The organism is Kordia aestuariivivens (assembly GCF_014397005.1).
Taxonomy (GTDB): domain Bacteria; phylum Bacteroidota; class Bacteroidia; order Flavobacteriales; family Flavobacteriaceae; genus Kordia; species Kordia aestuariivivens.
Map to the genome: position 1 here is coordinate 130738 of NZ_JACGWS010000013.1, position 12214 is coordinate 142951.

At 34.5% G+C, this 12214-nt stretch carries 9 protein-coding genes and 1 tRNA gene; 2 read left to right on the forward strand and 8 right to left on the reverse strand.

From position 1 onward, the window contains the following. Positions 1–3204, forward strand: a complete 3204-nt coding sequence (locus H2O64_RS19025; RefSeq protein ID WP_187563815.1) for an AsmA-like C-terminal region-containing protein — start codon at positions 1–3, stop codon at positions 3202–3204. A 251-nt stretch (positions 3205–3455) separates the two neighbouring features. Here H2O64_RS19025 and H2O64_RS19030 read toward each other — a convergent pair. The 3 genes from H2O64_RS19030 to H2O64_RS19040 form a co-directional block, all read right to left on the reverse strand. Next, a tRNA-Met gene (locus tag H2O64_RS19030) sits at positions 3456–3528 on the reverse strand. Positions 3529–3586: 58 nt separating this feature from the next. After that, positions 3587–3769, reverse strand: a complete 183-nt coding sequence (locus H2O64_RS19035; protein ID WP_187563816.1) for a CPXCG motif-containing cysteine-rich protein — start codon at positions 3767–3769, stop codon at positions 3587–3589. Between the two features lies 1 nt (position 3770). Further along, a complete protein-coding gene (locus H2O64_RS19040) occupies positions 3771–5684 on the reverse strand; it encodes an ABC-F family ATP-binding cassette domain-containing protein (RefSeq protein ID WP_187563817.1) in 1914 nt (637 codons plus the stop codon). Positions 5685–5769: 85 nt separating this feature from the next. On the opposite strand from H2O64_RS19040, the gene H2O64_RS19045 reads away from it, so the two are divergent. Then, positions 5770–6159 (forward strand): DUF983 domain-containing protein, encoded by a 390-nt coding sequence (locus tag H2O64_RS19045; protein ID WP_187563818.1) that lies wholly within the window; start codon positions 5770–5772, stop codon positions 6157–6159. A 16-nt stretch (positions 6160–6175) separates the two neighbouring features. Here the strand turns inward: H2O64_RS19045 and H2O64_RS19050 are convergent, their stop codons facing one another. The 5 genes from H2O64_RS19050 to porK form a co-directional block, all read right to left on the reverse strand. Continuing rightward, positions 6176–7285 (reverse strand): NAD(P)/FAD-dependent oxidoreductase, encoded by a 1110-nt coding sequence (locus H2O64_RS19050; RefSeq protein WP_187563819.1) that lies wholly within the window; start codon positions 7283–7285, stop codon positions 6176–6178. Between the two features lie 188 nt (positions 7286–7473). Then, entirely contained in the window at positions 7474–8370 is an 897-nt protein-coding gene (gene porN / locus H2O64_RS19055; RefSeq protein ID WP_187563820.1) for a type IX secretion system ring subunit PorN/GldN, read from the reverse strand. Between the two features lie 19 nt (positions 8371–8389). Further along, entirely contained in the window at positions 8390–9952 is a 1563-nt protein-coding gene (gene porM / locus H2O64_RS19060; protein ID WP_187563821.1) for a type IX secretion system motor protein PorM/GldM, read from the reverse strand. Positions 9953–10003: 51 nt separating this feature from the next. After that, positions 10004–10636, reverse strand: coding sequence for a type IX secretion system motor protein PorL/GldL (gene porL, locus H2O64_RS19065; protein WP_187563822.1), 633 nt, complete (start codon positions 10634–10636; stop codon positions 10004–10006). Positions 10637–10731: 95 nt separating this feature from the next. Continuing rightward, positions 10732–12093, reverse strand: coding sequence for a T9SS ring complex lipoprotein PorK/GldK (porK, locus tag H2O64_RS19070; RefSeq protein ID WP_187563823.1), 1362 nt, complete (start codon positions 12091–12093; stop codon positions 10732–10734). Between the last annotated feature and the right edge of the window lie 121 nt (positions 12094–12214).

Consider the following 12214-nt stretch of genomic DNA (forward strand, 5'->3'; position numbering starts at 1 on the left):
TTGAAGATTAAAAAATTATGGAAACGAATTTTATTAGGACTCATCTTAGTTCCTATTTTATTAGTAGGAGGTCTAATATTATATGTTCAGAGCAACCAATCTGAAATTATTAAAGGAGAGATCGCAAAATTAAATACAGAACATAAAGGCCTTATTAGTGTTGGTGAGAGTGAATTATCCCTTTTTGGCAACTTCCCATATATCTCTGTAAAGGTGTATGATTTACAAATTTTTGAAACAAAAGAAGACAATGCGCCTGTCATAATGGATGTAAAAGATATTTACATTGGTTTTAACCTTTGGGATATTGTAAATGGAAATTATGATATTCAATCTTTAGTAGTTGAAGATGGCACTTTTAATATTGTTATTCACGAAAATAATACTACTAATATTCAAAACTCCCTAGCTAGTACTTCTGATACAGAAACTCCTGCTACTAATATTCATCTAAAAAAGATTAAACTTAAAAATCTAGATATTCACACTTTAGATGAAGCCACTAATACAGATGTCGAAAAATTTATATATGCTGGCACAGGTAGTTTTAGCCAAAAAGACAGTATCATCGCTGGGCATATCGACACAGATTTTGAATTAAATGTGATAAAAAATAGAGATACAACCTTCATTCATAAAAAACATTTTGAAGTTCATACAGATCTGGTATTTAATGAATATACTGGTATTCTTGACATACAACCCTCAGGTATTGTAATGGAAAATGGTGATTTTGAGTTAGAAGGTTCTATAGATATAAAAAATGACGTAGACCTTGACCTTTCTATTAAAGGAACAAAGCCCAATTTTGATATGCTTATAGCATTTGCTCCAGCAGATGTAATACCTGTATTAGAGAAATACAGAAATGCTGGTAAAATCTATTTTAATGCTAGTATACAAGGACCAGCTAATAAAGGAAATAGGCCTTTTATTAACGCCCGTTTCGGAGCTGAAAAAGCTTTTTTAGAAAATACTGAAAGTGGGAAAAAAATAGATGAAATGGGCTTTAATGGTCATTTTACGAATGGAGAAAATAGAGATGCAAGTACCATGGAATTTTCGCTAACCGATATGACTGCGTCTTTGGAAAAGGGAGAATTTAAAGGAACTCTTTTTGTGAAGAATTTTGAATCTCCAGAAGTGAACATGCAAATAAACTCAAATTTTAACCTCAATTTTATTGCAGATTTTTTTGACCTAAAGCAAGTAGAAGATGCCTCAGGACAAGTTTCGCTGAAAATGAGTTTTCACGATATTATTGATATTGATAACCCCGAAAAGGCGTTACAAAAACTCAATCAAGCCTACTTTGCAGAATTAATTGTAAAAGATGTAAGTTTAGTTGCGAAAGAACTTCCTGCTCCTTTAGATAGTTTAAATGTACACTTGGTGATGAATGGCAAGGAAGCAACCCTAAACCAGTTTAAACTATTGATGGGAAATTCAGATCTATCTGTAAGTGGTTTTCTTTCGGACTTACCTGCAATTGTACATCACACTGACATTCCAGTAGAAGTCCATTTAGATATTGCCTCTAATTACTTAGATATTGCCCAATTAACTAGTTTTTCAAAACAAGACACAATACAAACCGGTTTCGATGAACAAATAAAAGAGCTGAGCTTAGGGCTTTCTTTTAAAGCGTCTGCAAAAGATTTTACAGAATCTAAATATTTACCGAAAGGTGAATTTTTTATTGATAGTTTATATGCAGACTTGAAACATTATCCCCATAAATTACATGATTTCCATGCCGATGTATTAATCGACAGCTTAGACTTGCAACTAGCAGATTTCACGGGATATATAGATGATAGTGATTTTCATTTTGATGGACTCATACATGATTATGCCTTTTGGATGCAACCCGAACTTAACGGAGATGTAGACTTAGATATCAATCTTACTTCTAAGAAGCTACGATTGGAAGATGTTTTTTCGTATATGGGAGAAAATTATGTTCCAGAAGATTACAGACATGAAGAATTTGATGATTTGGCATTACATTTTACCTCTAGTATGCATTATAAAGACTCTGCTTTACACTCCATCGATTTGGCTTTAGATAAATTAGATACAAAAATGAAAGTACATCCACTTCGCTTTCATGATTTTAGAGGAAACATACATTACGAAGATCAACATGTGGTGATAAAAGACTTTCATGGTGAAATAGGAACCACCAATTTTAATTTCGATTTAAACTATTATTTAGGGGAAAATCAGCAAATAAAGAAAAGAGATAATTATCTCAAATTAAAAGCAAATTATATTGACTATGATGCACTTTTCAATTTTGATTTAAGTCCACCAAAACCAGCAGCGGCTGTTGCTTCAAAAACTGCAGATGTAAAAGAACATGCAGATGCCTTCAATTTATATGAATTGCCATTTACGGACATGCAATTTAAAGTAGATATCGCTCACTTTATGTACCATAGAATTGATCTTCAAAAGATCAAAGCAGATTTAAGAATAACACCCAACCATTATATTTATGTAGATACGTTACATATGGATGCTGCAGGAGGGAATATTCGATTAAGCGGCTACTTTAATGGTAGCGACCCAAAACATATCTATCTGCAGCCAGATTTAGTGATGAATAATGTTGATTTAGATAAATTACTGTTCAAATTTGAAAATTTTGGGCAAGACCATCTCGTTTCAGAAAATTTACAAGGAAAACTCACCTCTAGAATTACAGGAAAGATTAGAGTATACCCAGATTTGGTGCCTGATTTGGACCAATCAACTATAGAAATGGACGTAAAAGTATTAAATGGAAGATTAAAAAATTACGATCCAATGCTGGCACTTTCAGATTATATGGGAAATAAAAATCTGCAAAACATTCGGTTTGACACCTTACAGAATAGCTTGGATATAAAGAAAGGGAAAATTAACATTCCCTCTATGACGATCGAATCTACTTTGGGTCATATAGAATTGTCTGGCACACATGATCAAAATCAAAATATCGACTATTACATACGTATTCCTTGGAAAACTGTAAAAAAAGCTGCTTGGCAAAAATTATTTGGACGCAAGAAGGATACTATTACTAATGAAGAACAAGAAGATGAGATTGTAGAAATAGATCCTAACAAAAGAATAAGATATCTCAATCTAAAGGTCAAAGGAAACATAAATGACTATAAGATTTCATTGGGTAAAAAGAAGAAGAAGAAGAAAAAGTAAAAGTGCATCACACTAGTAACCTTTTCACAACTGATAATTCCCTCGCAATTAGCGCCAGTAGATTAAGTTTAAAAAAACACTTTCAGTTATTTAGTAACATGCCAAAAATTCAAAGAAGACAATCTTAAGTAGCTATAAATCATCTATTTTCGGCTTATAGAAATTCTATTTGGAATGCATCTATGCCTTTTCGTTAGATAAAAACGCCTAAAAACAAAAAAAGCCTCACATTTCTGTGAAGCTTTGCTTAGTAGCGGGAACTGGACTCGAACCAGTGACCTTCGGGTTATGAGCCCGACGAGCTACCTACTGCTCTATCCCGCGCTATTGGATTGCAAATATACAAGGTTTTTTGATTCTACCAATAAAAAAATTATTTTTTTTATTGTTCTATGTTTTGAGCATCAAATCCCATGATTATTCCGTCTTCACTTTGCACTGTCAGCTCAATGGGATTACAGCAAACCTCACAATCTTCAATGTACTTTTGCTCACGGACTGAAGTGTCAATTAACATAGATATTTCTTCCCAACAATAGGGACATTGAAAAAAATGTTCGTTCATATTAACTTAGTTCATCCATTTGTTCTTGTAATTCTTCCCAATTTTCCATCAAAGTTTCCAAGGTTTTCTTTTTCCCTTGATACGAATCAAAGAAGTTGGGCTTGGCAATCGTTGCTTCATAATCAGTCGCCAATTCCATATCAATGTCTTTGATTTCTTTTTCTAAATCAGAAATACTTCGTTCAACTTTGTTGAGTTTGTTACTGAGCGATTTTAGCTTTTTCTGTGCTTCGTACGTTTGCTTGGTATCTTCCGTTTTTACAACTTCTTGTTTCACAACTGTTCGCTTTTCTACTTCGCGTAAGTTGGCAACTTTTCGTTCTTCTAGGTAATAGTTAATATCGCCGAGATATTCTTTTATTTTTTGATCTTTGAATTCGTACACTTTGTTTGTTAAACCTTGTAAAAAATCACGATCATGCGAGACTAATATTAAGGTTCCTTCAAAGTTTTGCATTGCCGTTTTTAAAACATTTTTAGATTTGATGTCTAAGTGATTCGTCGGTTCATCCATCACTAACACATTAAACGGCTGCAATAGCATTTTACACAACGCCAAACGGTTTCGTTCGCCTCCCGAAAGCACTTTTACTTTTTTCTCCGCTTCTTCACCTCTGAATAAGAAAGCACCAAGCATGTCACGTACTTTTGGACGTGTTTTTTCGTCAGCAGCTTCAATCATGGTTTCTTCTACTGTCAATTCGCCATTTAGATATTCTGCCTGATTCTGCGCGAAATACCCAATTTGTACATTATGACCTAAAGCTAGTTTTCCGCCATGCGAAATTTCATTGACAATGATTTTTGCTAAGGTCGATTTTCCTTGTCCATTTTGACCGACAAATGCAATTTTACTGCTTCTTTCCACAAATAAATCTACATTTGACAATACTTGCTTTTCGCCGTATTGCTTTGAGATGTTTTCTCCTTCTAGGACTACTTTTCCAGGTTGAATTGATATTGGAAATTGAATTGTCATCACCGAATTGTCATCTTCATCGACTTCGATACGATCAATTTTATCCAATTTTTTTATGAGCGATTGTGCCATCGTTGCTTTGGAAGCTTTCGCTCTAAATTTCTCAATTAACTTTTCAGTATGCTGAATCTGCTTTGCTTGATTTTTTTGTGTTGCTTTTTGCTGCTCGCGAATTTCTTCTCGTTGTATTAAATATTTCGAATATGGTTTGTTGTAATCGTAAATTCTACCTAATGAAATTTCAATGGTTCTGTTGGTTACATTATCGAGAAACATTTTATCGTGCGAAACAATAATTACAACACCTGGAAACGTTTTTAAGAACTGTTCTAACCAAATGATAGATTCTATATCTAAATGGTTTGTTGGCTCATCTAAGAGTAGAATATCGTTTTTTTGAAGTAGGAGTTTTGCCAACTCAATTCGCATACGCCAACCACCAGAAAATGTGTCTGTTTTTTTGTCAAAATCTTCTCGGTTAAAACCCAATCCTTGTAAAACACGTTCCGTATCTCCTTTGTAGTTGTATCCACCTAAGATTTCATATCGTATGGTATATTCACTTAAGTCTTCTATGAGTTGTGTGTACGATTGGCTATCATAATCGGTTCGTTCTGCTAATTGATGATTTATTTGATCAATTTTAAGTTCCAATTCACGAATTTGTCCAAAAGCTTCATAACTTTCTTCAAGTACCGTGCGTCCTTGCGTAAATTCGATATCTTGTTTCAAAAAACCAATTTCAATGTCTTTATCGGTTGCCATTGATCCTTCATCAGGTTCGCTTTCCTTGGCTAGAATTTTTAATAACGTGGATTTTCCTGCGCCATTTTTTCCAATGAGTCCAACGCTGTCGCCAGCATTCAAACGGAAAGCTATGTCTTTGAATAAGTAAGTTCCGCCAAAAGCAACGGCTATGTTATGAATATTTATCATGTGTGTGACAAAAGTTACAGTTTTATGAAATGGAAGTCTTATTTTTGTGTGAAGTAAGACTAGCTATTTAATCTATATTTTGCAAATGTTAAAAAAAGGATCGAAATTATATAGTATTTTAACGGGAACTTGTCCAAAATGTCATAATGAACGCATGTATAAGGTTCGAAATCCGTATAAGTTAAATGCTACATTGAAAATGAACGAAACATGTGCACATTGTGGAACTCGCTATAAAATTGAACCTTCATTTTTTTATGGTGCCATGTATGTTAGTTATGGTGTTGGAATTGGGTTTGCATTTGCCGCATTTTTTGTTTCTCGATATTTGATTGGAACCAACTTATTGACTTCCTTTTTTGCTATTATGGGAACAATGATTGGTTTTATGCCTGTGATTATGCGTTTGTCGCGAAATATCTGGATTAATCTTTTTATGTCTTACGACAAGAATTTAGATCGAAATAGCAAGTAATTATTTTAACTAGAAACTAATCTTTTCGGTTTAAATTGTCTGCTCTTCGTTTGTCGTCCAACTCTTTGGCAACACTTTTTCTATAACGTTTTTCAAAGCGTTTGATATCGATTTCCTTTGGCAGCTCTGCTTGATGCGCTAGATGGTTATAGAGTTGTTTTGCAACTGTAGGTCCAATCATTACACCACGTGTTCCCAAACCGTTTAAAATAGCCATTTTCGGATGCATTGGATGCGTTCCAACTAAAGGTCTTCTATCAACTACCGTTGGGCGAATTCCAGCTATTTGATCTACAATTTCATAATCAGATGTGATCAGTTTTGATAATTTTTCTACAAGTTCAGTTTTTGCTTCTTCGGTTATTGTATTTGTTTTGTCTTCCCAATTGTACGTTGCACCAATTCGATAGCGATCATTTCCCATCGGAATGATGAATACTGATGATTTTAGCACGCTGTTTACTTTTAAATCGGGCGCTTTTATGGTGAGCAATTCGCCTTTTGTTCCGTTTAGTGGCAAATAGTTAAAGTATGGATTTTCCTTGATTCCGAAACCCTCACAGAAGATGATATTTTTTGCTTCTATGTTTTGATAGCTCACTGAAGTTTCATTAAGAATTAGATTTTCATATTGAAAACGCTCCGTACGCAACCCATTTTTAGTTTCGAGATAGTTTCGATATGCTTTGAGGAGTTTTGCTGTGTAAATTCTCCCTGTTTCTTTTACTTTACCAAGTGAGAAAGGCGCATTCACAGCTTTGTTTGTGTTTACAACAAGATTCGTATCAAGGTATTTTGAGAGTTTTGGTTTATCGGAAGCTTCAAACCATGTATTTTGTTCTTCTACAGTGGCAAATCTTCGCATCACCACTAGTTTATCATCGAACTGAGTATCTAGCTTTTTTTCTAATGCTTCGTAAAAAGGCAACGCAATGGCAAGTTGTTCATCTGCGTTCCAAGCAAGCGTAAATCGTTTTAGCGTTACCGGATTGTATAATCCGCCAGCAACAGTTGATGAATGTTGCGAATTGTCTTCAAAGACGACATACGTTTTCCCTGCTGCTTCTAGTTGTTCACAAAAAGCAATTCCGGCTAAGCCCAATCCAACAATTATATAATCTACCATAGTGCAAAAATAGAAGGTCTTGAGTTTGAGTACAAACTATCAACAATAAAAAAAAATCAGCTTCAATTCAACTTACAATCTCTAGTACTTCTAAGCGACTTCTCAAAGTAAATTTATGATCAAAAGTGATTGTAAAAAAAAAGACTGCCTTTTCAGACAGCCTCTTTTGTATTGTTATGTTATGAGTATTAGTAATTCCACATATCTTGTTCTCTTCCTCTAATCTTTTCTTTGATTCGTTCAGATTCTAATAACTGCATGAGTGAATTTTCTTTTACATATTCTTTTACACGTCGATCTCCTTGAACGTTTTCCTCTTTATAGATTAATCCATTAAAGCGTCGTGCGTTTAATAGGTGATCAAATGATAAAGGTTTTGCTGCATTTCGATCATTGAATGCTTTTGATTCATGAAGGATTTCTCTAACATCTGGATAAAATACCCAAAATAACTCGATTAAATCTTGTTGAGCTCCATCTTGATCAATAAATTTTACATCTGGTGCTACAGGAGCGATTGCTAATAATCTATATTTCAATTCTCCTTGACGTTTGTCAAAATACCAAACACCTTTTACGTGATATTCTTCAATATCAGCAGCAGTTAGATCTCTAATTTCAATGTATTCATCAGAAAGTTTTTCACCTCTGTTGAGTTGGTCAAAACCAGCATCTAATGTATCTACTGTTCGTAAACTGTTTAGAATTTGCTCGTACGTTCTAACTTCTGTAAAGTTTCCATCAGCATATACTTTTTCAATGCTTTTGCTTTTTACGTTTCTTATAAGTACATCGTATAAAGAACGTCTGTCAGCACGCATACCGATACTATCTATTGGATAATATAATGGAAAGTTTATTCTTTCATCCAAATCAATGATTTCCCATGTCGTAGCTGACCAAAGAATGTCTCTATCATCTACATATCCATACGGTAATGGACCATCGTTATCCGCATCTTTTTGTGCTTGCGTTTTTGCTCCTATTTCACCAGGATCTTTGGCATTCAATAAATTTGCTTGCCCAAGTACTGTTCCTGTGATTAGGAATGCAAATGCTGCTGTAAATAATCCTTTCCAATTCATAACAAATGTTTTAATAATTTTAGTTTGTAATTTCAATAATTACAGGCGCTACTCTTTTGATGAGCGGACCAGAACTTTTAGCCTTGATATTAAGGATTTGTACTGTTTGCCCTCTTTTCGCTCTATTTAAAGCACTTTTAGCTCTTGAATCTAATTTGCTACCGTTCACCGTAATTGTTGGTTGTCCAGGCACTTTAAAATCAAATTGTGTTACTCTTAATGGTAAATCAAAATCGAAATCATCTAGTTTCGCTTGAACCGTTCCTTTTTCTACACCTGATTTACTCATTTTTGTAGATCCAGCAACTCCTCTAAAGTAACCTGTTGGTGCAGGAATTTCTTTAATTCTGAATTCCTTATTGTCACCAACTCGTGTTCCATCATCTAAAGTTGCAGAAACGCTAATCGTTACCTTTGCCCCACCTTGTGGCTTCATGTTATATTTACCAGTACTTACTTTATTTAATCCTGGTGCTGTTGCACTTACTTTATTGTCTGATACTCCCGCAAATGATATTGTCATTGGGTTATCAACTCCACGATATACAACGTTCATTTTGTCTGCAGAAATTGTTGCAGAGTTTGGACGTGGTACTACAACGTAGTTTCCAACGAATGGGATCGGTAATTCTTCTCCTTTTTCAACAAACGTGAAAACTCCTTTTACTTCGTGCTCTCCTACATTTCCAGTTTTAAACTTTAAACGTGCATTTCCAACAGAATCTATATTACCCTCTTCTGTAAGTGAAATATCCTTTCCGTTTACATTTAATTTTGAAGGTGTTACATCTGCATACTTACCTAATACAACTGTTCCTCTAAATTCTTCTCCAGCGAAGAATGCATTTTTATCAGGAATTACAATTGCTGTGTAATTTTTCAATGTAATGGCTTCGTCAAGTGAATTCCCTAAGAATAAGTTATACAGGTTTGCTTCTGTAGTTTTAACATCATTCTGCATTGCTGTAATTTTAGCATACGAAGCAATTGCAGGAAACCCTTTGAAGTTGTAGTCTAAATAACCTAATTCATCGCCTTCTTCATTAGTTATATCTGACAAATCAAAACGTTTCTCAAAGTTCTCAATTGCTGCTCTGTAACTTTCATCATTACCAAGTACACCTCTAATATCTGATTTGTATTTGTTTATTGATGCCATTACTGAATCACCTTTAATAGTAAGTCTATCTCCGGTAAACCATTGTTCATCAAGGTAGTCACCTTTATCCATTTGCTCATAAGGTAAGTCGCCATTTTCTTCTCTTTCATATCCACCACCTTCAACGATATCTTTCTTAAGATCTGCAAGATACGAGTTAAACCTATCTGAGATTCCTTTAATTACTTTTGCCTTTTCAGCTGGAACTTTAAATTCAACCTTCTCTTCTGCTTTTTGTTCTAAACCTTTAAGAAGTGTTTCATTAGATTTATCTGTTAATTCGTTTGTACTTACGAATTTTGAGTTCATTGAACCAAACGCTGATAGTACTTCTTTGGTCATTGTCATCGCGATCATCGCAATGAATACCAAGTACATCAGGTTTATCATTTTCTGCCTTGCGGATTGTTTTCCTCCTGCCATTTCTAATTAGTTTTTTTGTTAATTTTTTGTTGAATTAAATTATACTACTAATTAGTTTTTGTTCATTGCAGATAACATTCCACCATATACACCATTTAAAGAGGAAAGGTTTGATGCTAATGATTGCATTTGCTCTTTTAGTTTCGTTGCATTTTCAACAGCTTCATCGTTAATCATTGCTTGACGGTTAGCGCTGTCCATCTGCACTTTGTAAAGACTGTTTAGAGACTCCATTTGTGCAGCCGCTAATGACATTTCTTCACTATATTTTTTAGTTGAAGCAATTGCATCAACAGTTGGAGAGATACTTTTTGCAACTCCTTCAAAGTTACGGATGCTTGATCCTAAGCTTACCATTAACTCGCTATCAATTTTAGCATCTTTTAATAAGTTATCTAATTTTTTTGACAATAATCCTTCTGCGTCCTTAGCTTCTTCTTTCTTAGCTTTTGCTTTAGCAGAACCTCCTGATAATTCAGGGTATACTAATGACCAATCTAATTCGTCTGATTGTCTTTCAAAAGCTGAATATGTAAATACTCCTGCTTCTACGATCATTCCAATCGTTAAGATCAAACTTCCATAAGGCCAGTGTTGAATTTTAAATAATGCTCCTAATATTACAATTGCCGCTCCAAGTCCATATACCATGTTCGTTAGCGTAATCTTGCCATTCTTTGCCATAATAATCTAATTTAGTTTAGTGTTTAGTTAATAAAATTTAAGTGTTGGGTTAACCTAGATTTTCTTGTTTAGTATTTAGTTTAATAGTGTTTTTATTATCTTGGACCTTGTCCTACGACATCAGTTCCCATGTAACTTTGCACAGTTCTGAACCCGATGTAACTTCTAGCTGAATCTCTGTATTCGAAGTCTCTTGTACTTACTTGTAAGAAGTACTCAACATCTTTCCATGATCCACCACGAATTACTTTACGCGCATTTAAGGTGTCATTTACATTTGGACTCATTGTAGACATATATTCATACGAACTAGGATCATAAGACGAAGCTGTCCATTCAGCAACGTTTCCTGCCATGTTGTATAAGTTAAAGTCATTTGGCTCATACGCATCAGCTTCAACAGTGTATAAAGCTTGATCGGCTGCGTAGTTACCTCTTAGTGGCTTAAAGTTCGCCAAGAAACATCCTCTATCATTCATTGTGTAAGGTCCTCCCCAAGGGTAAGTTGCTCCTTCTAATCCACCTCTTGCAGCATATTCCCATTCTGCTTCAGATGGCAATCTGAATTTATTGATTTGATGACGTTTTCTTTCTCTTCTGTAGATATTCTTTTTTAATGTTCTCCATTCACAGAAGGCTTTTGCTTGTTTCCAAGTAACACCAACTACTGGATAGTCATTGTATGCATCATGCCAAAAGTAGTCATTGTGCATTGGTTCGTTATATGAGTATTCGAAGTCTCTAATCCAAACGGTTGTATCTGGATAAATTTCTAAGTTTTCTCTTTTGATGAATTCAGTACGCTTTAAACCTTTGTTTTTCGCTGCACTTTCAATATCCATCCACGTGTATTGGAATCTTACTTTCGTCCAATTGAGTGTACGTTGTCCATTATATGATTCTGCTTCTGGAATTAACATAGAGTCCATTACTTCAGCATAGAATTCATCAGGAATTTCAGAGTAATCCCAAATTAATTCTTCATCATTTAATCTTCTACCTTCATAACCTGTAACTCCAAGACCTACATAGTTATCTAAGTTATACTTTTCCCAAGGTGTTAGGTCTGCTGTATCCGCATCTTTAAAAGCGTATTTTGCAATACCATCTTCTGCAGGATCAGTTTTTCCTTCTTCATCAGCTAGAATTGCTAGTTTTGTTCTGATAATAGAATCTCTTACCCAATACACGAATTCTCGATATTCACTGTTTGTGATTTCGGTTTCATCCATGTAAAACGAAGGTACTGTAACGGTTTTAGTAGGTGCATTTTTGGTTTGAGCAATGTCATCATCAGACTTACCCATAATGAACGAACCACCAGGAACTAGTGACATTCCAAATGGCTTTTCAGGATGCCATTTTTTTCCTTTGACACCAACTAGCTCACCTCGATCTTTAGAACCACAGCTGTAAAGAAATGCTAAAAGGGCTGTTAATACAACAATCTTTTTCATACGGAATTATTGAGGTTAATACGTTTTTTATAGATTTTAAGGGCGTAAACCTATCTATTTATTTTCAAAAAAACAATTTTTTATTCTAAAAACTAATGGTTTTAGATTGCTTTTTTAAATA

What these genes read in the sequence shown, in the direction of transcription:
- porK (WP_187563823.1), bottom strand. Translation starts at nt 12,093, where the DNA reads ATGAAAAAGATTGTTGTATTAACAGCCCTTTTAGCATTTCTTTACAGC.
- porL (WP_187563822.1), bottom strand. Translation starts at nt 10,636, where the DNA reads ATGGCAAAGAATGGCAAGATTACGCTAACGAACATGGTATATGGACTT.
- H2O64_RS19050 (WP_187563819.1), bottom strand. Translation starts at nt 7,285, where the DNA reads ATGGTAGATTATATAATTGTTGGATTGGGCTTAGCCGGAATTGCTTTT.
- H2O64_RS19040 (WP_187563817.1), bottom strand. Translation starts at nt 5,684, where the DNA reads ATGATAAATATTCATAACATAGCCGTTGCTTTTGGCGGAACTTACTTA.
- H2O64_RS19045 (WP_187563818.1), top strand. Translation starts at nt 5,770, where the DNA reads ATGTTAAAAAAAGGATCGAAATTATATAGTATTTTAACGGGAACTTGT.
- porN (WP_187563820.1), bottom strand. Translation starts at nt 8,370, where the DNA reads ATGAATTGGAAAGGATTATTTACAGCAGCATTTGCATTCCTAATCACA.
- porM (WP_187563821.1), bottom strand. Translation starts at nt 9,952, where the DNA reads ATGGCAGGAGGAAAACAATCCGCAAGGCAGAAAATGATAAACCTGATG.
- H2O64_RS19035 (WP_187563816.1), bottom strand. Translation starts at nt 3,769, where the DNA reads ATGAACGAACATTTTTTTCAATGTCCCTATTGTTGGGAAGAAATATCT.